Annotated in this window: 27 protein-coding genes and 3 pseudogenes; all 30 read left to right on the top strand. The window is 48.6% G+C overall.

The genetic code is table 11. From position 1 onward, the window contains the following. The first annotated feature begins 1 nt into the window (after position 1). A complete protein-coding gene (locus DXA13_RS22655) occupies positions 2 to 1,279 on the top strand; it encodes an AAA family ATPase (RefSeq protein ID WP_347559644.1) in 1,278 nt (425 codons plus the stop codon). Further along, positions 1,221 to 1,784 carry a hypothetical protein gene (locus tag DXA13_RS22650; protein WP_347559643.1) on the top strand — a complete coding sequence of 188 codons (564 nt, stop codon included), beginning with the start codon at positions 1,221 to 1,223 and terminating at the stop codon, positions 1,782 to 1,784. Before DXA13_RS22655 ends, DXA13_RS22650 begins: the two co-directional genes overlap by 59 nt. Continuing rightward, positions 1,712 to 3,556, top strand: a complete 1,845-nt coding sequence (locus tag DXA13_RS22645) for an AAA family ATPase (RefSeq protein WP_347559648.1) — start codon at positions 1,712 to 1,714, stop codon at positions 3,554 to 3,556. The genes DXA13_RS22650 and DXA13_RS22645 overlap by 73 nt, the downstream gene beginning before the upstream one ends. A gap of 46 nt (positions 3,557 to 3,602) precedes the next feature. Continuing rightward, the gene (ftsY, locus tag DXA13_RS01450) at positions 3,603 to 4,535 is read left to right on the top strand and encodes a signal recognition particle-docking protein FtsY (RefSeq protein WP_118241380.1); all 933 of its coding nucleotides are present in this window, start codon (positions 3,603 to 3,605) and stop codon (positions 4,533 to 4,535) included. Between the two features lie 202 nt (positions 4,536 to 4,737). Continuing rightward, positions 4,738 to 5,956 (top strand): annotated as a pseudogene (ilvA, locus tag DXA13_RS01445) (threonine ammonia-lyase). A gap of 43 nt (positions 5,957 to 5,999) precedes the next feature. Continuing rightward, positions 6,000 to 7,256, top strand: coding sequence for a chloride channel protein (locus DXA13_RS01440; RefSeq protein ID WP_118241379.1), 1,257 nt, complete (start codon positions 6,000 to 6,002; stop codon positions 7,254 to 7,256). Between the two features lie 10 nt (positions 7,257 to 7,266). Continuing rightward, the gene (locus DXA13_RS22640; protein WP_347559642.1) at positions 7,267 to 7,722 is read left to right on the top strand and encodes a YaaA family protein; all 456 of its coding nucleotides are present in this window, start codon (positions 7,267 to 7,269) and stop codon (positions 7,720 to 7,722) included. Continuing rightward, positions 7,644 to 7,931 carry a peroxide stress protein YaaA gene (gene yaaA, locus DXA13_RS22635; protein WP_347559641.1) on the top strand — a complete coding sequence of 96 codons (288 nt, stop codon included), beginning with the start codon at positions 7,644 to 7,646 and terminating at the stop codon, positions 7,929 to 7,931. The genes DXA13_RS22640 and yaaA overlap by 79 nt, the downstream gene beginning before the upstream one ends. Further along, positions 7,868 to 8,035, top strand: coding sequence for a hypothetical protein (locus tag DXA13_RS22630; RefSeq protein ID WP_347559652.1), 168 nt, complete (start codon positions 7,868 to 7,870; stop codon positions 8,033 to 8,035). The genes yaaA and DXA13_RS22630 overlap by 64 nt, the downstream gene beginning before the upstream one ends. Then, positions 8,013 to 8,540 (top strand): hypothetical protein, encoded by a 528-nt coding sequence (locus DXA13_RS01430; protein WP_118241378.1) that lies wholly within the window; start codon positions 8,013 to 8,015, stop codon positions 8,538 to 8,540. The genes DXA13_RS22630 and DXA13_RS01430 overlap by 23 nt, the downstream gene beginning before the upstream one ends. Before the next feature lie 27 nt (positions 8,541 to 8,567). Continuing rightward, positions 8,568 to 9,407, top strand: coding sequence for a M20/M25/M40 family metallo-hydrolase (locus DXA13_RS01425; protein WP_118241377.1), 840 nt, complete (start codon positions 8,568 to 8,570; stop codon positions 9,405 to 9,407). Beyond that, complete coding sequence (locus DXA13_RS01420) at positions 9,350 to 9,781, top strand: hypothetical protein (protein ID WP_147347977.1); 432 nt, start codon at positions 9,350 to 9,352, stop codon at positions 9,779 to 9,781. Before DXA13_RS01425 ends, DXA13_RS01420 begins: the two co-directional genes overlap by 58 nt. A 17-nt stretch (positions 9,782 to 9,798) precedes the next feature. Then, positions 9,799 to 10,632: a CAP domain-containing protein gene (locus DXA13_RS01415; RefSeq protein ID WP_118241375.1), complete on the top strand. Its 834-nt coding sequence runs from the start codon at positions 9,799 to 9,801 to the stop codon at positions 10,630 to 10,632. A 137-nt stretch (positions 10,633 to 10,769) separates the two neighbouring features. Beyond that, a complete protein-coding gene (gene ylxM / locus DXA13_RS01410) occupies positions 10,770 to 11,111 on the top strand; it encodes a YlxM family DNA-binding protein (RefSeq protein ID WP_181995489.1) in 342 nt (113 codons plus the stop codon). Between the two features lie 44 nt (positions 11,112 to 11,155). Continuing rightward, positions 11,156 to 12,516 (top strand): annotated as a pseudogene (gene ffh, locus DXA13_RS01405) (signal recognition particle protein). Positions 12,517 to 12,588: 72 nt separating this feature from the next. Then, positions 12,589 to 12,831, top strand: coding sequence for a 30S ribosomal protein S16 (gene rpsP, locus DXA13_RS01400; protein ID WP_118241373.1), 243 nt, complete (start codon positions 12,589 to 12,591; stop codon positions 12,829 to 12,831). Between the two features lie 16 nt (positions 12,832 to 12,847). Next, the gene (locus DXA13_RS01395) at positions 12,848 to 13,075 is read left to right on the top strand and encodes a KH domain-containing protein (RefSeq protein WP_118241372.1); all 228 of its coding nucleotides are present in this window, start codon (positions 12,848 to 12,850) and stop codon (positions 13,073 to 13,075) included. Between the two features lie 163 nt (positions 13,076 to 13,238). After that, positions 13,239 to 13,750 (top strand): annotated as a pseudogene (gene rimM, locus DXA13_RS01390) (ribosome maturation factor RimM). Between the two features lie 16 nt (positions 13,751 to 13,766). Beyond that, positions 13,767 to 14,513, top strand: coding sequence for a tRNA (guanosine(37)-N1)-methyltransferase TrmD (trmD, locus tag DXA13_RS01385; protein ID WP_118241371.1), 747 nt, complete (start codon positions 13,767 to 13,769; stop codon positions 14,511 to 14,513). A gap of 250 nt (positions 14,514 to 14,763) precedes the next feature. Then, entirely contained in the window at positions 14,764 to 16,386 is a 1,623-nt protein-coding gene (locus tag DXA13_RS01380) for an ABC transporter substrate-binding protein (protein ID WP_118241545.1), read from the top strand. Between the two features lie 122 nt (positions 16,387 to 16,508). Next, the gene (locus DXA13_RS01375) at positions 16,509 to 17,441 is read left to right on the top strand and encodes an ABC transporter permease (protein ID WP_118241370.1); all 933 of its coding nucleotides are present in this window, start codon (positions 16,509 to 16,511) and stop codon (positions 17,439 to 17,441) included. After that, the gene (locus DXA13_RS01370) at positions 17,441 to 18,352 is read left to right on the top strand and encodes an ABC transporter permease (RefSeq protein WP_118241369.1); all 912 of its coding nucleotides are present in this window, start codon (positions 17,441 to 17,443) and stop codon (positions 18,350 to 18,352) included. Before DXA13_RS01375 ends, DXA13_RS01370 begins: the two co-directional genes overlap by 1 nt. Before the next feature lie 14 nt (positions 18,353 to 18,366). Beyond that, the gene (locus DXA13_RS01365) at positions 18,367 to 19,368 is read left to right on the top strand and encodes an ABC transporter ATP-binding protein (protein ID WP_118241368.1); all 1,002 of its coding nucleotides are present in this window, start codon (positions 18,367 to 18,369) and stop codon (positions 19,366 to 19,368) included. After that, on the top strand, positions 19,365 to 20,387 hold the full coding sequence (locus DXA13_RS01360; RefSeq protein ID WP_347559640.1) for a dipeptide ABC transporter ATP-binding protein: 1,023 nt from the start codon (positions 19,365 to 19,367) through the stop codon (positions 20,385 to 20,387). Before DXA13_RS01365 ends, DXA13_RS01360 begins: the two co-directional genes overlap by 4 nt. 22 nt (positions 20,388 to 20,409) lie before the next feature. After that, positions 20,410 to 21,486 carry a dipeptide epimerase gene (locus tag DXA13_RS01355; protein ID WP_118241366.1) on the top strand — a complete coding sequence of 359 codons (1,077 nt, stop codon included), beginning with the start codon at positions 20,410 to 20,412 and terminating at the stop codon, positions 21,484 to 21,486. A gap of 2 nt (positions 21,487 to 21,488) precedes the next feature. Then, complete coding sequence (locus DXA13_RS01350) at positions 21,489 to 22,889, top strand: serine hydrolase domain-containing protein (RefSeq protein WP_118241365.1); 1,401 nt, start codon at positions 21,489 to 21,491, stop codon at positions 22,887 to 22,889. A 59-nt stretch (positions 22,890 to 22,948) separates the two neighbouring features. Then, positions 22,949 to 23,260 carry a DUF2752 domain-containing protein gene (locus DXA13_RS01345; RefSeq protein WP_207662140.1) on the top strand — a complete coding sequence of 104 codons (312 nt, stop codon included), beginning with the start codon at positions 22,949 to 22,951 and terminating at the stop codon, positions 23,258 to 23,260. 234 nt (positions 23,261 to 23,494) lie between these two features. Next, positions 23,495 to 23,884 carry a DUF4234 domain-containing protein gene (locus DXA13_RS01340; RefSeq protein WP_118241364.1) on the top strand — a complete coding sequence of 130 codons (390 nt, stop codon included), beginning with the start codon at positions 23,495 to 23,497 and terminating at the stop codon, positions 23,882 to 23,884. Positions 23,885 to 24,160: 276 nt separating this feature from the next. Continuing rightward, a complete protein-coding gene (rplS, locus tag DXA13_RS01335; protein WP_118241363.1) occupies positions 24,161 to 24,508 on the top strand; it encodes a 50S ribosomal protein L19 in 348 nt (115 codons plus the stop codon). Positions 24,509 to 24,586: 78 nt separating this feature from the next. Further along, complete coding sequence (gene lepB, locus DXA13_RS01330; RefSeq protein ID WP_118241362.1) at positions 24,587 to 25,135, top strand: signal peptidase I; 549 nt, start codon at positions 24,587 to 24,589, stop codon at positions 25,133 to 25,135. The last annotated feature ends 11 nt before the right edge of the window (positions 25,136 to 25,146 follow it).

The raw sequence follows: 25,146 nt of genomic DNA, 5'->3' as shown, positions 1-25,146 counted from the left end.
TATGTATTTAAAAAGTATCGAGGTACAGGGTTTTAAATCATTTGCAAATAAAATACTGTTTGAATTTCACAATGGAATTACAGGCATTGTAGGGCCAAACGGCAGCGGTAAGAGCAATGTGGCGGACGCGGTGCGGTGGGTTCTGGGAGAGCAGAGGATTAAACAGCTGCGCGGCGCCAGCATGCAGGATGTCATCTTTGCAGGTACGGAAGCCAGAAAACCGCAGGGATTTGCTTCTGTTGCCATTACGCTGGATAATTCAGACCATGAACTTGCGGTGGAATACGACCAGGTGACGATTACCAGGAGGCTTTACCGTTCCGGAGAAAGCGAATACCGCCTGAACGGGAGCGCGTGCAGGCTGAAAGATATTAACGAGCTGTTCTATGATACTGGAATCGGTAAGGAAGGATATTCCATCATCGGCCAGGGCCAGATTGACAAGATCCTGAGCGGAAGGCCGGAAGAGCGGCGCGAGCTCTTTGATGAAGCGGCAGGAATTGTGAAGTTCAAGAGAAGAAAGGTCATTGCCCAGAAAAAACTGGAAGATGAAAAACAGAACCTGCTGAGAATTACAGATATCCTGACAGAGCTGGAAAAGCAGGTTGGACCGTTAAAAAAGCAGTCGGAAGCGGCCAGAGAATATCTGAGGCTGAGGGATGAGCTGAAGAAATACGATGCGAACCTGTTCCTGATGGAGACGGAAGGCTTAAGAGCAGAACTCCACGAGACAGCCAGAAAGGAAGAGATCGCCTCTGCGGAGCTGAAAGAAGCCGTAGAGAAGCAGGAAAGCCTGAAGACGGAGTACGAGGCCCTTTCCCAGGTAATCGAAGCTCTGGAACGTGAGATCGCTTCCATGCAGGAAGAACATTCCAGGGCCAACGGAATGAATGGCAGTCTGGAAGGCCAGATCAACGTCCTGCTGGAACAGATCAATACGGAAAAAATGAACGCAGAACACATCAAGGCACGGATGGCCGCCATTGATGAAGAACTGAGGGAAAAGCATCAGAAGAAAGAAGAGTATGAAAAAGAGCGAGAAGGGATTTCTGCCGAAGCGAAGGAAGCTCTGAAGCGTCAGGAAGAGGCGGAGAGCAATCTGAAACGGGCCGAGGAGGCAATACGTAAGCTGGATGAGGACATTGAAGCGGACAAGAACAGGATGATTGGGAACCTCAATGAGAAGGCTGCCCTTCCGGAAACAGCAGCGCTACATGACTATGCTGGAACAGGTACAGGTCCGCAGGTCGGAGGTCTGCCAGAAGCTCCTGAAATTTAAAAGCGATGAATCGGTTCAGGAGGAGCAGCTTAAAGAAGAACAGAAGGCTCTGGATATGATCAGCCTGATGATCGATGAAATGGAAACATCTCAGACAGAGGCGGAGGAACGGATCACTTCTTTGGAGCAGGATGTAAAGCGGCTGAATAAAAATCTGAATGACGTCCAGCAGGAATATCATACGTGCTATACAAAACTGGAGTCGCTGAGGAATCTGGCAGAGCGGTATGAAGGATACGGCCAAAGCATTCGGCGCGTGATGGAAGCCAAAGACAGGGTGAAGGGCATTCACGGCGTTGTGGCGGACCTTATAACGACAGAGAAAACGTATGAAACAGCCATCGAAACGGCCCTTGGAGGCAGTATTCAAAATATCGTTACGGATTCTGAACAGACGGCGAAACAGCTGATTGAGTATTTGAAAAAGAATAAATACGGAAGAGCGACCTTTCTTCCGCTTACGAGCATTGGCGGAAAGAACGCCTCAGTCAGGAAAAGGCGCTGAGGGAGCCGGGAATTATCGGGCTGGCCAGCGACCTTGTACACGTGGAAAAACAGTATGAAGGGCTTGCAAAATACCTCCTGGGCCGCGTGGTGGTAGCGGAGAACATCGATTACGCCATTGCCCTGGCCAGAAAATTTCAGTATTCTCTGAGAATCGTAACGCTGGACGGCGAACTGTTAAGCGCCGGCGGCTCCATGACGGGCGGTGCCTTCCGGAATTCCAGCAACCTGCTCGGACGAAAGAGAGAGATCGAAGAGCTGGAGGCCGCATGTAAGAAAGCTCTCGTCAAGGTGGATGAGATACAGCAGAGCCTGGTGCTGAAAGAGGGGCTTCTGGAGGAAGAGAAGGAACAGATTGAAGTCCTGAAGAAACAGAAGCAGGAGCAGTATTTAAAACAGAATACGATACGCATGAACATTGCGAAAATGGAAGAGAAGAAATCGGAAATCGCCGAATCTTCTACGGATCTCGTTCAGGAAAATGCCCAGCTGGAAGAACAGCTGAAGGAAATCGCGGCAGAAAAGAAGAAACTGGAAGAGGAGACCGCCGATCTGGAAGATACGAACAGCCGCCTGAGCGAAGAGATGGAGCGGCTGTCCCAGACGCTGGAAGAGGCGAAAACCAATCGGGAAGAGATGGCGAGACATCTGTCCGAGGTACAGATGGAGACGGGAAGTCTTCATCAGAAACATCAGTTCGCCCTTGAGAATATCAGGCGTGTACGCGATGAGATGATGAAGCTGGACGAGGAAAAAGACGGTCTGGGTGCCGGAACAGAGGGAAGCGCCCAGGCAATTGAAAGCAGGAATTCAGAAATAGCCCATTTAAAAGAGCTGATAGCAGACACCAGGGAGAACATGGAACAGCTTTCCGGGCAGATTGCTGAAAAAATGAGGGAAAAAGAAGAGAGCACAGGAAGGCAGAAGCGTTTTTTTGAAAAAAGAGAAGAAGCCGCCGACATGGTCAGCCGCCTGGACAAAGAGATGTTCCGCCTTCAGAACCAGAAGGAAAAGATGGATGAGCGAATGGACAGCCATGTCAATTATATGTGGAATGAATATGGCCTTACGTTCTCTACGGCAGAAGAATTCCGCAATCCGGAGTTTACATCTTCATCAAGCATGAAAAAGCAGATCGACAGCCTCAAGTCCGCCATCAAAGGCCTTGGCAGCGTCAATGTCAATGCGATCGAGGATTATAAAGAGATATCGGAGCGGTATGAATTCATGAAGGCACAGCATGAGGATCTTATAAAAGCGGAAGAAACGCTCCTAAGGATCATAGAGGAACTGGATACTGGCATGCGCCGCCAGTTTACGGAAAAATTCAAGGAAATCCGAAGTGAATTCGACAAGGTCTTCAAGGAAATGTTCGGCGGAGGTCACGGAACGCTGGAACTGATGGAGGACGCAGATCTTCTGGAGGCGGGAATCCAGATAATCGCCCAGCCGCCGGGCAAGAAGCTGCAGAACATGATGCAGCTTTCCGGCGGAGAAAAAGCGCTTACGGCAATTGCGCTTCTGTTTGCGATTCAGAATTTAAAACCGTCGCCGTTCTGCCTTCTCGATGAAATCGAAGCGGCTCTCGACGATTCTAACGTGGACCGCTTTGCAAAATATTTACATAAACTGACGAAGAATACCCAGTTTATCGTGATTACCCACCGAAGAGGAACCATGGTGGCCGCAGACAGGCTCTATGGAATTACCATGCAGGAAAAGGGTGTATCAACACTTGTATCCGTCAATCTGATTGAGGATGATATGAAATAAAATACTCTGCCCCATTATGCAGGGTACGAAATTAGGAGGACAACGTATGGAAGAGCAGAAAAAAGGATTTTTCAGCCGCCTTGTTCAGGGGCTGACCAAGACCAGGGATAACATCGTTTCGGGAATCGATTCGATATTCAGCGGTTTTTCGGCTATTGACGACGACTTTTATGAGGAGATTGAAGAGACTCTGATCATGGGCGATATCGGTATTCAGACTACCATGTCCATCGTAGAGCATCTGAGGGAGACGGTAAAGGAAAAGCATATCAAGGAGCCGGCGGAATGCAAGGCTCTGCTGATTGAGGGAATCAAAAAGCAGATGGACCTGGGAGAAAATGCGTATGAATTTGAAAACAGGAAATCCGTGGTGCTTGTGATCGGCGTAAACGGAGTGGGAAAAACGACTTCCGTTGGGAAGCTGGCCGGACAGTTAAAAGACGGAGGCCGAAAGGTACTTTTAGCGGCAGCCGACACCTTCCGCGCGGCGGCGATTGAACAGCTGACGGAATGGGCAAACCGCGCCGGCGTGGACATTATTGCCCAGCAGGAGGGATCGGACCCTGCGGCTGTCATCTACGACGCCGTGGCTGCGGCAAAGTCCAGAAATACGGACGTGCTGATCTGTGATACGGCAGGCCGCCTTCACAATAAAAAGAATCTGATGGAAGAACTGAAGAAAATTAACCGGATTATTGATAAAGAATACCCGGATGCCTATCGAGAGACGCTCGTTGTGCTGGACGGCACGACAGGGCAGAATGCCCTGGCTCAGGCGCGCCAGTTTATGGATGTGGCCGATATTACAGGTATCATTCTCACGAAGCTGGACGGAACGGCAAAAGGAGGAATCGCCGTCGCCATTCAGTCGGAACTGGGGATTCCTGTAAAATACATCGGAATCGGCGAGCAGATCGACGATCTCCAGAAATTCAATGCTGACGAATTCGTCAGCGCACTGTTTGACGTAAGGAAGTAGACAAACCGTATTGGTTCAGACGGCTTTATCCTACTGACCGGAAGAAGGCGGTCAGGAAGCAACGGATATCCATCCGATGTGAACATTCACGCAGAAAACGGTTTACAAGGCAGCTTGACGCTGTTTTCTGTGCCAATGTCCCAGCCGTCTGAACTGTTACGACAAAATTAAGATAAGGAGTAATAAAATTATGGCAGAAGCAATGACATTAGAAGCGTTTGAAGAGGCATCGGAACTGGTAAGCAAAGTGACTTCAGAAACTAAACTGGTATACAGTGAATATTTTTCTGAACAGACAGGAAACAAAGTATATTTCAAACCGGAAAATATGCAGTATACGGGCGCGTATAAGGTAAGGGGTGCTTATTATAAAATCAGCACTCTGACGGAGGAAGAGAAGGAACGCGGCCTGATCGCAGCTTCTGCAGGCAACCATGCACAGGGCGTTGCATACGCGGCGAAACTGGCAGGTGCGAAAGCGACTATCGTTATGCCGAATACGACTCCCCTGATTAAGATTAACAGGACGAGAGGGTACGGCGCCAACGTCGTGCTTTACGGAGATGTCTTTGACGAGGCTCTTCATCACGCATTTGAACTGGCAGAACAGAACGGGTATACATTTATCCATCCGTTCGATGATCTGAACGTAGCGACAGGACAGGGAACTATTGCCATGGAAATCATCAAGGAACTTCCGACGGTCGATTACATCCTGGTGCCGATCGGAGGCGGCGGACTGTGTTCCGGCGTTTCTACTTTGGCAAAGCTTTTGAACCCGAAGATCAAGGTGATCGGCGTAGAACCGTCCGGTGCGGCGTGTATGAAAGAATCTCTGAAGGAAGGCCATGTAGTAGAACTTCCGGCAATCGATACGATTGCTGACGGCACGGCTGTAAAACGCCTGGTGAAAAGCTGTTCCCATACATACAGGAAAATGTAGACGACATCATTACGATTCCGGACACGGAGCTGATCGTTGCCTTTCTGGATATGGTAGAGAACCATAAAATGGTCGTTGAAAATTCCGGCCTTCTGACCGTAGCCGCGTTAAAACATATGAATGTACAGAAAAAGAAAATCGTATCCATATTGAGCGGAGGAAACATGGACGTAATTACCATGGCTTCCATTGTACAGCACGGATTGATTCAGAGAGACAGGATCTTTACCGTATCTGTACTTCTGCCGGATAAGCCAGGCGAGCTCGCAAAAGTTTCCACGCTTCTGGCAGGTGAACAGGCCAATGTCATCAAGCTGGAGCACAATCAGTTTATCAGCATAAACCGAAATGCTGCCGTAGAACTGAGAATTACGATGGAAGCGGATGGAACAGACCATAAGAATAAGATCGTCAGCGCGCTGAATGAAGCTGGCTATCGTCCGAACTCGTTAAATCAAAAGGCGTTTACAGTGACTGATAACTGATATCGGAAACGGAAATAGCAGAGGTGACGAAAGATTATGTACCGCTTTGAGACGAATACTCCATGGGGAGACAATCTCCATTACTTTTTAAAATGGACATGTATTTCCTGCTTTATCGGCCTTCTGGTAGGCGCTGTAGGCATGATTTTCGGTTACGGCGTCCAGTGGGTAACGTCGGTCTGGAAAGAGCACAGCTGGACGCTCTATCTCATGCCGGTTTCCGGCGTGGTGATTATCTGGCTGTACAGGACGTTCAATGAGGAAAAGAATAAGGGAACGAATATGGTGCTGGAGGCGATCTCTTCCAACAGAAACATTTCGTTTGCAACAGCGCCCCTGATCTTTATCGGAACGCTGCTGACCCATATCGTAGCCGGCTCTTCCGGCCGTGAGGGAGCGGCTCTTCAGCTGGGAGGCAGCCTGGGCAATCAGATCGGACGCCTTCTGGACCTGGATGAAAAGGACAAAAAAATTGCCGTTATGTGCGGAATGAGCGCCTGCTTTGCAGCACTGTTCGGAACGCCCATGGCGGCCGGAGTCTTTTCCATGGAAGTGATCAGCATAGGGATTATTTATTACGCAGCTCTCGTACCATGCCTGTTCTCTGCCTTTATCGGAGCGGGAATCGCCAGGCTGTGCGGCCTTGCGCCGGAACAGTTCCTGATCCAGTCCGTACCCGCATTTACCCCGCGTACCGCAGTTTTTACGGTAATACTCGGTATGCTGTGCGCGGTAGTCAGCGTCCTTCTGTGCGTTGTCCTTCATCAGTCTGAGCACATGTACCGGAAGTATTTCCCGAATCCTTATCTCAGAATCATAGCAGCCAGCCTGATTTTCATCTTGCTTACGCTGATGGTGGGAAGCCGGGATTACAACGGCAGCGGAATTCATCTGATCGCCCGCTGTATGGAAGGAGAGTCTGTGCGGTATGAAGCGTTTCTGATGAAAATGATCTTTACCGGCGTTGTTTTGGGCGCGGGATTCAAGGGCGGCGAGATCGTTCCTACTATGTGCGTCGGAGCGACATTCGGAGCGGCTGTGGGAGAAATCTGCGGATTTGATCCCGTGCTCTGTGCGGCATGTGGTGTAACGGCTCTGTTTGTAGGCGTAACCAACTGTCCGATCGCAACGGTACTGCTGGCATTTGAGATGTTCGGTTACGGAGCAATGCCTTACTTTTCAATTATAGTTGCCGTAAGCTTTACGCTGTCCGGCTATTACGGGCTGTACAGCAGCCAGAAATTCATCTATTCGAAAATCAGGACGGAGTATATAAACATCAAGTCACACTGAGGTAGAAACCATGAATATAATCATTTCTCCGGCTAAGAAAATGCAGGTGGAGGCCGATATCATAGAGAAAGCCGGCACACCTGTATTTTTGGACCGGGCAAAAAAACTGCTGGGTATTCTGGAAGGATATACGAAGGAAGAACTGAAAATGCTGTACAAGGCGAATGACAGCATTACGGATCTGAATTACAGGCGGCTGAAGGAGATGAACCTGGACACAGCTGTCACACCTGCCGTACTGGCATATGTGGGCCTGCAGTACCAGTCCATGGCTCCCCGGATTTTTACGGATCGCCAGTGGGAATATGTGAAGAAGCATCTGTTCATTCTCAGCGGGTTCTATGGCATACTGAGAGCGATGGACGCGTCGTGCCTTACCGCCTGGAGATGCAGGCAAAGCTGGAGGCGGACGGAATTCCGGATCTGTATGGATACTGGGGGGACCGCCTGTACGGAGAACTGGTAAAAGAGAGCCGTACAATTGTAAACCTGGCTTCCAAGGAGTACAGCCGGGCGGTGGAGCCTTACCTTGCGGATCAGGACGTATTTATTACTTGTGTTTTCGGAACTATGATTAACGGAAAGATAAAGGTAAAAGCGACGGAAGCAAGATGGCCCGTGGCTTTATGGTCAGCTGGATGGCGGAGCATGAAATCGAAGATGCAGAACGTCTGAAAGATTTTTGCGAGTGCGGTTACAGGTACGCCCCTGAATATTCAGGAGAACGGGAGTTTGTATTTTTAAAGGGAGGCAGAAATGAAAGTACAAAAGAGACATAAGCGGTTTTTCAGGACCACTGCGGCCGTCTGCATAGCCGCAGGCATGATTCTTCTGTCCGGCTGCGGAAAGAAGGAGCCGGGGGAAGAATTTAAACTGGACATAGGAAATGCGGATTCCGTTACGATCTATTATGGAGAAAACTGCTACTCTTTCTACAGCGAAAAGGCGGAGGACGTCCGACAGTGTGCTGATTTTTTTCAGGGCCTGCGTGTAGAAGATACGGAAGAAGCCATAAATAAAGAAAAAGAGTTCAGCATTTATTTCACTGGTCCGGACGGACAGAACGCTCTTGTCTGCGCCGACGACAGCGGAGTCTTATGGACAGGAGAGAGCCAGAAGTTTTATAAGATCGTATCCGGTAGCTTCCAACACGAAGAACTCCTGAAATTATATCTGAACGGCATGTACGCAGATGGATTCGACGGCAACATGTGTACGGTACCATCAGGAGAAGGGGAAGGGCAGACAGAAGCTTCCGGGACATTCCAGGAACTGAATCCTTGATGTGCCTATTTGAGAAAGGAAAGAGAAATGATGAATGTCAACGGGCTTCTGAAGCAGGAAAAGGTGTTGAAGGCTCTGGAAATCATAAAAGACAGCGAAAAGAGAACGATTGAAGAACAGCTGGAACTGTGTGTGATTCCGGCCCCTTCCGGCAGGGAGGAGCGGCGGGCCGCCTGGGTAAAGGAAAAATTTCAGGCGGCAGGGCTTTCTGATGTACAGGAAGACGAACTGCACAATGTGACCGGCATGATACGTGGAGCTGCCTGGCCGGAAAAAGAAGGAATGGTCGTTCTGGCCGCCCATATGGATACCGTTTTTTCAGAGGACACGGACCTGACGGTCCGGGAAGAGAACGGGACGTATTACTGCCCCGGAATCGGCGATGATACGAGAGGGGTGGCAGAGCTGGCGGCGGTAGCAAAAGCCATTGCTGCCAGCGGAATCCATCCGGAAAAGACGATTTTGTTCTGCGCCAACGTCTGTGAAGAAGGTCTGGGCAATCTGGCGGGAACGAGACATCTGTTCCGGGAGAAAAAGCAGATTGAGGCATTTGTATCCATTGATGACGGGGAAACGGGAAAAATCATATATGGAGCTACTGGCAGTCTACGGTATGAGATACGTTTCCTGGGACGCGGCGGCCACAGCTTCGGAGATTTCGGCCTTCCGAATCCAGTGCATGCCATGGGCAGGGCAATTGCTGAAATCAGTGACTTCCAGGTGCCGGCAGTGCCGAAAACGACCTTTAGCGTAGGTGTTGTGTCAGGAGGAACTACGGTTAATACCCTTCCTGCAAGAGCTCCATGCTGGTGGATATCCGGTCAGGAGATGATAAAGAAATCAAACGGCTGTCAGAGTGCCTGCTGAAGGCTGTGAATTCGGCTGTCAGAGCAGAGAATGAACGATGGCATGTGGCAGCAGACGATCATACAAAGGCTGTCAGGGCTGAAATAATCGAAAAGGGAAACCGGCCGGGCGGAGCCCAGTCTCCGGATGATCCCATTATCCTGGCGGCCTGCGAAGCCGTAAAGGCCGTTGGGCTTGAACCGTCTTTTCTTGGGGAAGGCAGTACGGATTCTAACATCCCCATCAGCCTGGGAATTCCGGCAGTAACTGTTGGTATGGGTGGTAAAGGCGGAGGAGAACATACGACTGGAGAGTGGTACCGGCCTGATGAAGCGTGGAAAGGCGTACAGAAGAATATGCTTTTAATTTTGTCACTTGCCGGTTTGAATCTTTAAATGAAGAAGGGATCTGCGTGAAGAAAATCAGAATGATAACGGCTGCCTTCTGTTTGTCAGCTGCTGTGACGGTGACATCATACGCAGGCGCATGGAAGCAGGAAGAGGCCGGATGGAAGTATGAGGAAGATAATGGGACATATGCTGCCGGCGGTTTAAAAACGGTAGACGGCTTTTTGTACTGTTTTGATAACGAAGGCCGAATGACGAAGGGCTGGACTGTTGTGGAAGGCAAGTATTATTATCTGGAACCGTTTGGAAATTACTGCAATGGAATATGGCTGCCGGAAGGCGCGCTGTGGACGTCTTCATGGACGCCGGACGGCTGGTACGTGGACAGAAACGGCGTATGGGACGAAGCGGCCGGACAGAGACCAGGGCTGCAAGATGAAACGATCACCTCAGAGCCGGAAGACGGCGGGACCTTTATTTCTCTTGACGAACTGGAGAAAAACGAAAACTTCAGGGACAGCCTAGCAGAGGAGCTGATCGGCTGCGTCAACAAACGGCGCCGGAATGCCGGACTGAAAAAGCTAAAGACGAATGAAAAGCTTATGAAACTGGCCAAGGTGAGGGCGCTGGAACTGGCGTCTTCCTATACGTACAGCCGGCCGGATGATTCCGGGTTCGAGACGCTTTTTCTGGATTACGATATGGATTACAGAATCTGCGGACAGAGCATCAGCGGCGGAGGCGATATGAGAATTCCTGAGGCGGTGGAAAACTCCTGGAACCGGTCGGAAGCGGACCGCGATCATATCCTCAATAAAAAATTTGAAGAGACAGGAGCAGCGTGTTACTGTATCAATGGCTTTTATTACTGGGTGGAGCTGTATTATACAGAATCATGAGAAGAAAAGCAGGCATATAAGCGCCTCTATGATTTCACAGGACGGCTCTTCCAAGTAAAAATCAAAAATATAATGGCGTCAAGAAAAAATACTTGACACCACACTTTTTCTAGTGTATGATAGCACAGGTGACAGGAATGGAAAAAATCGTAAGACAGGGTCAGCTCTATGATTTCTATGGAGAACTGCTGACCGATCATCAGAAAAAAATATATGAAGACGTCGTATTTAATGACCTGTCATTGAGTGAGATCGCAGCAGAACAGGGGATCAGCCGTCAGGGCGTCCATGATCTGGTTAAACGCTGTGACAGGATATTGGAAGAGTACGAAGAAAAGCTCCGCCTGCTGGAAAAGTTTCAGAAGACAAGACAGATGGTGGAAGAGATCAGAATCCTTGTGAGACAGTACCAGGAGACAGAAGACAGAGACTTGATTAAGAAGATCGACGAGATTACAGGAGAGATCATAGACCTGTAAGAAAGGCGGATTTGGCCGCTGTATTGGAATCAGGAGGATTGTAAATGGCTTTTGAAAGCTTATCCGATAAATTGCAGAATATATTTAAGAATCTGCGCGGGAAAGGCCGCTTGTCCGAAGCGGATGTAAAGGCTGCCTTAAAGGAAGTCAAAATGGCCCTTTTAGAGGCAGATGTCAGCTTCAAGGTAGTGAAGCAGTTTATAAAAACCGTGCAGGAACGTGCCATTGGACAGGATGTGCTGAACAGCCTGACGCCAGGGCAGATGGTGATTAAGATCGTCAATGAAGAGCTCGTTTCACTGATGGGTTCTGAAACCACGGAAATTGCACTGAAGCCGTCCAATGAAATTACGGTCATCATGATGGCGGGCCTTCAGGGCGCCGGAAAGACGACGACGACGGCAAAGATCGCCGGAAAATTAAAAGCGAAGGGAAGAAAGCCTCTTCTCGCAGCGTGTGACGTCTACCGTCCGGCAGCGATTAAGCAGCTGCAGATCAATGGTGAAAAGCAGGGCGTTCCCGTGTTTTCCATGGGTGAGCATCACAGCCCGGTGAACATCGCAAAAGCAGCGGTGGAGCATGCCAGAAAAGAGGGCATGAACGTAGTCATCCTGGATACGGCTGGCCGTCTCCATGTGGATGAAGAAATGATGGAAGAACTGGTGGCCATCAAGGAAGCTGTGGAAGTATCCCAGACAATCCTTGTCGTAGACGCGATGACTGGTCAGGATGCAGTCAATGTAGCCGGTATGTTCAATGAAAAAATAGGTATCGACGGTGTCATTCTTACAAAACTGGATGGCGATACACGAGGCGGCGCGGCTCTTTCCATCCGTTCCGTTACGGGAAAACCGATTTTATATATAGGTATGGGAGAAAAGCTTTCCGATCTGGAACAGTTTTATCCGGACCGAATGGCTTCCAGAATTCTTGGAATGGGAGATATCCTTTCCCTGATTGAAAAGGCAGAACTGGAAGTAGATCAGGAGAAAGCCAAAGAGCTTTCCCAGAAGCTCAGAAAAGCGGAATTCGATTTCAACGATTTTCTCGATCAGATGCAGCAGGTCAAGAAGATGGGCGGAATGACGAGCATTCTCGGGATGATGCCTGGAATGGGACAGTTGAAAGATGCGGATGTGGACGAAAAGGCCATGGACCGCGTTGAGGCCATTATCCTTTCCATGACGGAGAAGGAACGAGCCAATCCGGCGATTTTAAATCCTTCCAGAAAGCAGAGGATTGCGAGAGGCGCAGGAGTGGATATCAGTGAAGTCAATCGTATTGTGAAGCAGTTTGAACAGATGAAAAAGATGATGAAACAGCTTCCGGGCATGATGGGCGGAAAGAAAAAAGGCGCCTCGGCAGTCTGGGCGGCATGATGGGTAAGTTTAAAATGCCGTTTTAAATTGTGACAACAACTCAGGTTTCCTGTGTTTGTTATATATAGTCAGCATAAATCCAAGGAGGTGAAATTACAATGGCAGTAAAGATGAGACTTAGAAGAATGGGACAGAAGAAGGCTCCTTTCTATAGAATCGTAGTAGCAGATTCCAGATCCCCGAGAGATGGAAGATTCATCGAAGAAATCGGTTATTATGATCCGACCGTAGACCCAAGCGTAATCAAATTCAACGAAGAGGCAGCTAAGAAGTGGTTAGCAACAGGTGCTCAGCCAACTGAAACAGTAGGTAAACTTTTAAAAATCGCCGGCATCCAGTAAGTGAGAGGTGAATGGTATGAAAGAATTAGTTGAAGTTATCGCGAGAGCATTGGTTGATAACCCCGACGAAGTTGTCGTTACAGAGACTGAGAAGGAAGACGCGACCGTAATTGAGCTCAAGGTTGCCGCTTCCGATATGGGCAAGGTAATCGGAAAGCAGGGACGTATTGCCAAAGCAATCCGTTCTGTTGTGAAAGCAGCAGCTTCGAAAGAAGAAAAAAAAGTGATTGTAGACATTCAGTAACTGCGAAGAGGGCGTTGCAAAAGTGAAATCAGATACGTTCCCGAAGTCAGAAGTTGTTCCAGGGCGTCAGCCAGGTTACTAAATCTGATACGGGACGATGCTTTTTTCCTTTTTGCATCGCCCTTTTCTTTTTATCCTTCAGAAAGCAGAGAAAGGGACAGATATGGAAGATTTATTGCGGGTTGGAGTGATCTCCTCTACCCATGGAGTACGCGGTGAGGTGAAGGTATATCCCACAACAGACGATGCCCAGCGCTTCAAAAAGCTGAAAGAGGTGTTGATGGATACGGGCAGAGAGAACATAACCATGGAAATCGAGGGCGTAAAGTTCTTTAAAAATATGGTGATCCTGAAATTCAAAGGTTATGACAATATAAATGATATAGAAAAGTTCAAGGGGAAAGACCTGCTGATTCCCCGGGATCAGGCAGTGCCGCTCGGAAGTGATGAGAACTTTGTTACCGATCTGATCGGACTTACTGTCAAAACGGAAGAAGGCAGCGGCTTGGCACGTTGAAGGATGTTCTGTTCACAGGAGCAAACGACGTCTATGTGGTAGAAATGGAAAGCGGAAAAGACCTGCTGATTCCGGCCATTAAAGAATGCATACGGAAGGTGGATCTGGAAAAACAGGAGATGACGGTTCATCTGCTAGATGGCCTGCTGGATCTGTAGTAAGGGGGACGGCAGCATGAATTATCATATTATGACACTTTTCCCGGAGATGGTTATGGATGGTTTAAATACCAGCATCATCGGGCGGGCTGTGGAGAAGGGAACGATTTCCATAGAGGCAGTCAATATCCGTGACTATACGAAGGAGAAACACGGCCATGTGGATGACGCGCCGTACGGCGGAGGCGCCGGAATGGTCATGCAGGCCGACCCGGTGTGCAGCTGTTATGAAGCGCTGTGCGAACGAATCGGAAAACGTCCCCGCGTGCTCTATATGACGCCTCAAGGGAAGGTATTCAATCAGAAAATAGCAGAAGAGCTGGCGGCGGAGGAAGACCTGGTGTTCCTCTGTGGCCATTACGAGGGGATTGACGAAAGGGCTCTGGAACTCATCGTAACGGACAATCTCTCTATCGGTGATTACGTTTTAACAGGAGGAGAGCTGCCTGCAATGGTGATGATCGACTGCATATCCAGGCTCGTTCCAGGAGTACTGAACAACGATCTGTCAGCAGAAGAGGAATCCTTCCACGACAGCCTTCTGGAATATCCTCAGTATACCAGGCCGGAGGAATACAGAGGAATGAAGGTGCCGGAAGTGCTCCTGTCAGGCCATCACAAAAAAATTTATGAATGGCGCCGCAGAGAATCGATCAGACGGACAATGGAGAGAAGACCGGATCTCCTGCCTCTGGCAAATCTGGATAAAAAAGAACGCCAGTTCCTGGAAGAACTGGAAAAAGATCATGAGTCCAAGGCGTGAAAAAGGTTTTTTTTTGTTGAAAATACGGTTATTTTATGGTACAATGTCCGCTATGCGGGCATTGTACCTGCGCATATTAAATTCTGCGTCAACCGCAGAATTTAAGCGCTGAAATCCGCCGGAGGCATTGTATCCGCACAGCAGATATAATACAATGTCCGCTATGCGGGCATTGTACCTGCGCGGAACGGGTATTACGGCCTTTGCGCTTTATAGTGCTACTAAGAAAAAGAGAGAGGAAGTTTTATTTATGAAAAAGGCAATAAGCGTTGCTTTGACAGCAGCTATGATCGCAGTAATGACAGCAGGCTGCGGCGGCTCTTCCAGCAAGACACCGGACGCCGGAAGCTCATCTGCTGCAACAGCAGAATCAGGAACACAGGGAACGGCTGCAACAGGAGACAAATACGTGAATTATGCGGCAGTAGATCCTCAGGTTGCTCTTGACCCACAGAGAAATACTTACAGTATTATCATGAAAATGACAGACAACATTATTGAGTCTCTCGTTACGACAATGGATGACGGAACTTTAGAGCCGACACTGATCACAGCACTCCCGGAATTGTCAGAGGACAAGCTTACTTATAGTTTTGAGCTGAAAGACGGCGTGAAGTTCCACAACGGCGAGACAGTTACAAGTGAAGATGTCAAATATTCTTTAGAGAGAGTTGTTAAAATGCAGAAGATGGCCAGCCTTATGGAAAAGGTAGAAGGCTATGAGGCTCTTGCAAGCGGCGAAGCCGACGAGCTGACAGGTATCAAGGTTGTGGATGATACGCATTTCACAATTACTCTGACAAGCGTTTATACACCATTTGTATCCGTACTTTCCACACCATACTGCGCTGTTTATCCAAAAGCGGCATGTGAAGAGGCAGGAGAGAACTGGGGCAAGACTGTACTGATCGGTACAGGCCCGTTCAAAATGGACAGCTACACCACAAGCGTTGGCTGTGATATCTCCAGATTTGATGATTATCATGGAGAAAAAGCAAAGCTGGACGGCGTTCATTTCAAGTTTATCGAAGATGTGAACACACAGGTAATGGAATATCAGAAGGGCAATGTGGACTATACAGATTTGGACACTTCCCTGTATCCTGTATATGCTAATAATCCTCAGCTCAAGGATCAGATCCACGGATTCCAGCCGGTAGGCGGATATTCCATGTCATTCAATGTTAAGACGATCTCTGATCCGAAGGTAAGAGAGGCTATTTCACTTTCCATTGACCGTCAGGCGATCTGCGAAAGCATCCTTCACGGAACAGCTACGCCGGCTTCCTCTTATATTCCGGACAGCCTGATCGGCCATGACGACAGCCTGGAAGTATTCCCATATGATCCGGAAAAGGCAAAACAGCTTCTTGCAGAAGCAGGGTATCCGGACGGTTATGATTTAAGAATCTCTGTAAATACGAAATACAGCGTATCTGTTGCGCTGGCAACAGCCGTTCAGGAACAGGCAAAGGCTGCTGGCATCAATGTTCAGATCGAACAGGTTGACTCCGCTGCATGGTCCGATATGAAACTGGCAGGCGGTATTGACTGCTCAATCAGCAACTGGTATGTGGATTACAATGATCCTGACAGCATGCTGTACCCGGTGAACGAAACGGCAACCCAGACAAACTCTACTTTCTATCAGAATGACGAATTTACAAAGCTGATGAATGAAGGAATCCAGACGGCTGACGAAGCTGAAAGAGATGAAATCTACAAGAAGGCTGAGCACATTCTGACAAGAGAAGACTGGGCAGTTGCTCCGCTTTACAATGAGACAAAGTACTATCTGCTGAATCCGAGGGTAACCGGCTTTGAGATCGGCTCCACCTTCCGTACATTCTTTAAGAATGCAGATATCCAGTAGTCTGTCTGCAAAGTGAAACGTCTGAGTAGGCTTTCGTTTTAGTCTGGCGTATATATCATAAGCAGGGTATGGCTACGGCGTCTTTGACACCGTAGCCATTTTCTGCGAAAAGGAGGACTTATATGGCTTCATATATTTTAAAGCGACTGGGGCAGACGGTTCTGGTACTTTTCGGTATCAGCCTGATTACTTTCATCCTTCTTCAGGTTGTCCCCGGTGATCCGGTGGCGCTGATGCTGGAAAAAAGAGCGGATCCGGCAACGATCGAAAGAATCCGCCACGAAATGGGACTCGATCTTCCTCTTTATGTACAATATTTCAATTTTATCAAAGGTGCCATCCATCTGGATTTCGGCACTTCCTACTTTACGAAGGAAGTCGTAACCGTAGCGCTTTTCCGCTGCTTTAAGGTTACGCTGAAACTGGCTTCCATGTCGTTTATCTTCGCTGTTGTAATCGGTATTCCATGTGGTATGGTAGCGGCGATCTTCCGTGGAAAATGGGTAGATTCCGCCCTGATGACACTTTCCATTATCGGCGTGTCCGCGCCGTCCTTCTGGTTTGCGATTCTGCTTCAGATTTTCTTTGGACTGAAGCTGGACCTGCTTCCGATTTCCGGTTTTGAGACGCCGATCTACTTTATTCTTCCCAGTATCGCACTGGGCGCCCGCTATGCAGGCAGTATTGCCCGAATCACCCGTACCAGCATGCTGGATGTGGTCCGTCAGGATTACATAAGGACGGCCAGGGCAAAAGGCGTAAAGGAAAAGATCGTCATTATGAAACATGCGTTAAAGAATGCCATGATTCCGATCATCACTCTGGTCGGTACGGAGCTGGGCTACATGCTGACTGGTTCCATGCTGATCGAGAAGGTGTTTTCCATTCCGGGTATCGGCAAGCTGGCTGTGGATTCCATGGCCAACCGTGACCTTCCGCTGCTGGAAGGAACTGTTATGTACATCGCATTTATTTTCGTTATGGTGAACTTAATCGTAGACATTTCCTACGCGTTTATCGACCCAAGGATCCGCTACGGGAAAGGAGCTAATTAATGAAGATTTTAGGATTTTTAGGAAAACAGAAGAAGTTTGAAGCAGACGTGTTAAATGGGGAGATGGAGTATTCCAGCTACTACAAGGACAGCTTCAAGCGCTTCCGCAAAAATAAAATGGCAATGTGCTGTCTTGTGGTGATTATCCTGCTGATTCTTCTGGCAGTATTCGCCCCGCTGATCGCACCATATGATCCGACGTACCAGGATTATGCCAGCGTTCTTCAGGGACCGTCCGCAAAGCATCTGCTGGGGGCAGACGAATTCGGAAGAGATATCCTTTCCAGAATCATTTACGGAACGAGAGTCTCTCTGAGCATCGGTATTTTCGCGCAGGTTCTTGCATCTATTATCGGAATCACCCTGGGTTCCCTGGCCGGATATTTCGGCGGATGGGTGGATACTACAATTTCCCGTATTATGGAAGTATTCGCAGCCTTTCCGGACCTTATTTTCGCAATGGCGATAATGACCTTTATGGGCCAGGGAGTGGTGAACCTCTACATCGCAATGGGACTTCTTACGTGGGTAAGAACGGCCCGTCTGATCCGTGGTTCTGTTATGCAGCTGAAGGAGAAGGAATACGTAGAGGCCAGTAAGGCCAGCGGAGGAACGTCCTTCCGCATTATTGTGAAGCATTTGATCCCCAACTGCCTGTCCACAATTATCGTCCTGATCACTCTGGGTATTCCGAACGCCATCATGTATGAAGCGTCCTTAAGCTTCCTGGGACTGGGAATCCAGCCGCCTACGCCAAGCTGGGGCAACATGATCAGCGCGGCCCAGACTTTTATCGGTTTCCTGCCGCTCTACAGTATCATGCCAGGTATTGCGATCATGATCACAGTAATCGCTTTCAACATCTTTGGTGACGGTTTAAGAGATGCGCTCGACCCGAAACTGAGAACCTGATAGGAGGAGAGAAGATGGCTGAGAATAAATTGCTGGAAGTTAAAAATTTAAAGACGTATTTTTATACGGATAACGGCCTTGTAAAGGCTGTAGACGACGTGTCCTTTTCTCTGGAAAAGGGAAAAACTCTTGGAATCGTAGGAGAGTCCGGATGCGGAAAGAGCATCACCTCACTTTCGATTATGGGGCTTGTAGAATGTCCTCCTGGAAAGAACGAAGGTGGGGAAATCCTTTTCGAGGGAGAGGACCTGTTAAAGAAAAGCAGTGATGAACTGAGAAAAGTAAGGGGAAAGAAGATCGCCATGATCTTCCAGGAACCGATGACCTCATTAAATCCAGTATTTACCGTAGGACAGCAGATCACAGAAGCACTTAAAATTCATGAAGGACTTGATAAACACGCGGCTAAGGAAAAGGCGATCGAGATGCTGAAAATGGTTAAGATACCTCTTCCGGAACGCCGTTTCGGAGAGTATCCCCATCAGCTTTCCGGCGGTATGCGCCAGAGGGTAATGATCGCCATGGCGCTTTGCTGCAATCCTGACCTGCTGATCTGCGACGAGCCGACCACGGCTCTTGATGTTACAATCCAGGCGCAGATACTGAACCTGATTAATGAACTGAAGGAAAAATCGGGTACCTCCGTTATGATGATTACCCATGATCTGGGAGTCATTGCGGAGGTGGCTGACGATGTGATGGTCATGTACGCAGGCAAGGTTGTGGAGCAGGCAACGACGGACGAAATTTTCGAAACGCCGCTGCATCCGTATACGGCTGGCCTGATGAAGTGTATTCCGAAGCTTCATGAGAATGTGGAGGAACTGGCGACCATCAAGGGTATGGTGCCCAGCTTTGACGATATGCCGAAGGGCTGTGCATTCTGTCCCCGCTGTGAGGAATCCAGAAAGATATGTGAAGAGCAGATGCCGGGCCTGACGGATGTGGACGGCAGAACTGTGCGCTGTTTTAAATACGAGAAACAGTATAAGGACTTGTGGAAGGAGGAAAAATGATGGAGCAGAATGAGAAAAAAGAGTCTCTGGAAAAGGCGCCTTTGCTGGAAGTAAAGCATCTGAGAAAATGGTTTTCTGCAAAATCGTCTCCATTTTCCACGAAGAAATATTATATTAAGGCCGTCGACGATGTGAATTTTACATTGAATTACGGCGAAACACTCGGTGTGGTAGGAGAGTCCGGATGCGGAAAATCCACGATGGGCCGTTCCGTGCTGAGGCTTTTGGAGCCGACGGATGGGGAAGTGTATTTTGAAGGCAGGGATTTTAGAAAGCTTAAGGATTCCGAACTGAGGAAAGCACGCAGCCAGATGCAGATCATTTTCCAGGACCCGTATGCTTCGCTCAATCCGCGTATGACGGTAGGGGAAGTCATTGCAGAACCGCTGGATATCCAGCTGAAGCTGAGCAGGGAAGAAAAAAGAGACCGTGTGTTGAAAGCTATGGAGACGGTAGGACTCAATCCAAGATATTACAACCGCTATCCTCATGAATTCTCCGGCGGACAGCGCCAGAGAATTGGTATTGCCAGGGCGATTATCCTGCAGCCGAAGCTGGTGGTATGTGATGAACCAGTTTCCGCACTAGACGTATCGATTCAGTCCCAGGTAATTAACCTGTTAAAGGATCTTCAGAAGGAAATGGGAATGGCTTATATCTTCATTTCTCATGACCTGAGCGTAATCAAGCACATTTCCGACCGTGTAGCCGTAATGTACCTTGGCCACGTGGTGGAGCTTGCCGGCAAGGACGACCTGTACAATCAGCCGCTTCATCCATATACGAGGGCGCTGATGTCGGCAATTCCCGTACCGGACAGAAAATATAAAAAAGAAAAAATTATTCTGGAGGGAGATCTTCCGAGCCCGGCCAATCCGCCGTCCGGCTGTATTTTCCACACCAGATGCTATATGGCGCAGGACATCTGCAGCAAAGAAGTGCCTGAGTTCAAAGACTATGGGAACGGCCATTGCTGCGCATGCCATTTCTGCGGCGGTGAAGCGAACAAGGATCATTAAGTCGTATACGGAGGGATAAAAAATGAAGATTACGAATGTAGAAGTAAAGAAGGTAAAAGTGCCGCTGATCGAACCGTTCCGAATTTCCCTGGGGGTAATCACACATGCGATCAGCGCAGTCGTAAAGATCGAGACAGATGAAGGTCTTGTGGGATATGGAGAAGGCGCTCCAGGCGTTCTCATCACAGGAGAAAACCTGGATGGAACCATCGCAGAGATCAATATGCTTGCCGATAAGCTTAAAAATACGGATCCGACGGATATGGAAGCCGTATACTGGGTAATGGACCGTGCTTCCGCACACGCGCCGTGTGGTAAAACAGCCATCGATATCGCCTGCCACGACCTGCTGGGAAAAAAGGCCGGACTGCCTGTTTACAAGCTTCTGGGCGGATATGAAGGAACGATCGATACGGATATGACGGTCGGGCTTAATGACGCAGAAGTTATGGCTTCAAAGGCTGCAAAGCATGTGGCCGCCGGTTTTGATACCATTAAAACAAAGGTAGGAACAGGGCTGGAAAGCGATATCGCCCGCGTAAAGGCAATCCGTGAAGCGGTCGGACCGGATGTGAAAATCCGCCTGGATGCAAATCAGGGCTGGACGGCCAAAGAAGCGGTTAATATTATCGAACGCCTGAACGAATACGATATCGAACTGGTAGAACAGCCTGTTCCGTATTATGATATTGCCGGACTGGAATATGTGACGAAAAATACAAAGGTTCTGATTATGGCTGATGAGAGCTGCTTTACGGCAAAAGATGCCCTTCGCCTGGCGGAAAGAAGAGCCGTTGACCTGGTAAATATCAAGCTGATGAAGTGCGGCGGTATCCGTGAAGCGCAGAAGATCAATGCAGTCTGCGAGGCTGCCGGAATCCAGTGCATGCTGGGCTGTATGGGCGAAGAGACGAATATCGGCGTAACAGCTGCCGCAAGTCTCGGAGCTGCAACGAGAAACATCACGAGAGCAGACCTGGATGCGACCTTCTCCCTGAGCGAACTGCCGTTTAAGGGCGGAATGATCGTAGAGAATGCAAAGCACATTATTCTTCCGGAAGAGCCGGGCTTCGGCTTCAGAGGATTTGAGGAGGCATAAGTGTGATTACAGTTTCCGAAGAAAACAGGGAAAAGTTTGAGCGCTTTGTGGAAGCGGTGATGGAAGCAGGGAAGGCCCGCGGCCTTGCCGCTGCTGTCATAGATAAAAACGGCAGCATCATATATGAAAAATACTGGGGATACAGAGACGAGGAGAGGCAGCTCCCCATCAACAGGGATACCATATTCGGCCTGGCATCCGTTACGAAATCCTTTACCAGCCTGGCAATTATGAAGCTGGCAGAAGACGGTCTGATCTCCATCGACGATCCGGTCAGCAGATACGTACCTGAATTTACGAACAAGAATCAGACCGGCGCCGTTAAAATATGGCATCTGATGTGCCATACGGGAGGTTTTTTTCCGCTTCCGCGTATCGTGGTAGACAAAGTGGCAGAGGAGATGGGACTGGATGAAGCTGTCTGCGGCGATCTTGCCTACAGGGAGGATTTCGCAGCAGAAGGCGTGAAAAGAGTCGCATCCCGCCTGGATGAGCAGACGAAATTCTTAGGCCGTCCGGGCGAGCTGTTCAGTTACTGCAATGACGGCTTCGGACTCCTGTCTGATATCATCCGCCGCGTATCCGGTATGTCATTCGCAGAGTATCTGGAGGAGCGGATCTTAAAGCCTCTGGGAATGGACAGGAGCTGCTGCGGCTTTGTCAGCCCTTCCGAAGATGACAATGCCGCTGTCCTTTACAGCCTGGAAAACGGCAGCTGGCGGGCGGACAGAGACTATCACAACGACGCGTTCGTTCTTAACGGAGGCGGGGCGATGAAGTCCACAATCAGCGATATGGCAAAATACATCTGCATGTATCTGAACGAGGGAATTGGTCTGAACGGAAGGGAGATAGCAGGCCAGTACACGGTCAGAGAAATGATTAAACCACGTATCGACTGCCGCCCGGACGAATACTACGGCTACGGCCTGGAGACAAAACAGCTGGGCCTCATCAACGTCCATGAACACGGGGGAAGCCTTCCGGGCGTTTCTTCGAATCTGGCATTTTCCTATGAACTGGGAGCAGGAGTTATGATCCTCTGCAATACGATGGACGTGTCTGTGGGAGCCGTTTCCGACGCGGCAATGCGTATGATCAGCGGATGTGATCCCATTCCAAAACGACCGGAATATCCCAAAATTTCCTGGACGGAAGAATTTATCCGACAGATATCGGGAGACTATGTTTCAGGAGAGGGGGACGCGTTCCGCCTGTGGCTGAAGGAAGATGGTACGCCGGGGATGGAAGTGAACGGTAAGGAAGTGGAACTTGTGCCGGTCTGTGAATACCGCGGGCTGGTTAGAAAGCGCTTCGGCGACATGTTCCTTCAGATCGAACATGACAGGACGCGGGGAATCTGGGGCGCCAGATACGGAAGCCGCGTATTTCCGAAGATATAGATAATAATAAGGGCCATTTGAAGTGATACGAATAATGAAAGAAAGGCGGGTAAGGGACCATGAAGAAAAACAGGTGGTTCATACTGCTCTTAATACTGGCGGCATATGTAGCCGTGACGAGTCTGACAATCGGCTGCCCAATTCGCTATGTGACGGGAATTCCATGTCCGGGCTGCGGAATGACCCGGGCCTTTCTTTCCCTGCTTTCCGGCCACGTCCGGGAAGCATTTTCCTATCATCCGCTTTTTTGGGCGGTGCCCGTTTTATTTTACGGCGTCTACCGGTATGACAGGAAAGCGGACAGAGCCTCCATTGTGATATTGGGACTAACGGCTGCCATGTTCCTGGCTGTGTGGCTTTGCGCCTTTTAACCGGTGATCCCGTGATGAGAGAAGGGACAGAGGGCGGCCTCTTCCTGCAATTGAAAAATCTGTATGATGTCCTGATAAAAATACTATACTGATACTACACAAAGTGGTATAATCGGAACGTAAGGTGAGGGGGTTTCACCGAGTCTGTTTCATGAGGATTCCGGGCTTTAGGAACAGCGATACATAAGCTTTAAGACGTTTTAGTATTTTTGGGAATGGAAAAGGAGAAAACGTATGAAGAAGAGAAATTTCTGGATGATGCTTTTGCTGACGATCATCACATGCGGTATCTACGGAATCTACTGGTGGTACTGCTTCGTTGAGGACATGAACGCATTATGCGAGGGAAGATCAAACGAAAAACCAAGTCCGAATTATATCATCGTAATACTTTTGTCATTTGTAACATGCGGTATTTACAGCCTTATATGGATGTACAAACAGGGAAACCGCATGGCTGACGCAGCCGAGACATATGGTATCCGTACAAACTTTAACGGAACGACGCTGCTTCTCTGGTTTGTAGTAGGCCAGCTGCTCTGCGGCTTTGGTCCGCTGATCGGCCAGTATATGTGGATCGATCTGTTCAACCAGATGGCTGACGCATACGGTGTAAAATATTAATGCTTGAGTAATGAATAAGGAAGTTCCTGCGGCAAAGCAGTGGCAGATCCCGGAACTGCAGCCGCCGCGGACTTCTTTTTCACTTTACGGGAAAGAACCTGTTCTTTTAATGTTGGCTGAATACGCTAAGAACTTGAATTCTGCGTAAAAGACTAAATTTAGACTTGCAATTAAAAATAATTTATGGTAAACTAGACCGGTGTGAAAAATAAGAGATGGTCCTCTGCTGCCGACAGACAGGCATTAAGAACATCGAATAGATTCAGGAGGTTCAGAATGAACGATATTATCAAAAACATCGAAGCAGCACAGTTAAAGGAAAGCGTACCGGAGTTCCACGTTGGAGATACTGTAAGGGTACACAACAAGATCGTCGAGGGTACTCGCGAGAGAATCCAGATTTTCGAAGGAACAGTAATTAAGAGACAGAACGGCGGCGCAAGAGAAACATTTACCGTTAGAAAGAATTCCAATGGAATCGGCGTTGAGAAGACATGGCCAGTACATTCTCCTTCCGTTGCTAACATTGAAGTTGTTAGAAGAGGTAAAGTAAGAAGAGCAAAACTGTACTACTTAAGAGACAGAGTTGGTAAAGCAGCTAAGGTGAAAGAATTAGTAAAATAATCAGAAACCGGCGGAAGGGACAATGTAAATTGTCCCTTTCTTAATAGAAAGATTTAACAGGCGGATGGGGGTTCATACATGGAGTTTTACCAATATGAAGAAAAAAGTATGCTTCGGCGTATGATCAGCTGGACGGTTGATGTCATCCTTGTTATCGCCTTTGCATGGTTTACCGTTTTTACATTTGGAACTGAAATTAAAATTGCAGGGCATTCGATGTCACCGTATCTTGAGAGCGGCGATGTGGTCCTGATGAACCGTCTGATCTATGACGTTGCCAGCCCGAAACGCTTCGACGTCGTTGTCTTTGAACGGGAGGATAAACGGACAAATGTAAAGAGAGTAATCGGTTTGCCGGGTGAAACAGTCCAAATCCGGGACGGATATATTTTTATTGATGGAAAACAGCTGAAAGCAGAAAACAATTTAGACGCGGTTTCTCTCGCAGGGCTGGCTGAAACGCCGATTACACTGGGAGAAGGAGAATATTTCCTTCTGGGCGATAATCGGGACAGCAGCGAAGACAGCCGGTTTATAAACGTGGGAAACGTAAAAAAAGACCAGATATTAGGCAAAGTGTGGATTCGAATCCTTCCGATTATAAAGTTCAGTATAATCGGTTCATGAATATAGAAGAG

This window comes from Clostridium sp. AM58-1XD, from assembly GCF_003464085.1.
Classification (GTDB): domain Bacteria; phylum Bacillota; class Clostridia; order Lachnospirales; family Lachnospiraceae; genus Lachnoclostridium_A.
Note: the sequence above shows the minus strand (reverse complement) of the source record. Positions and strands in the feature narration are given on the sequence as shown.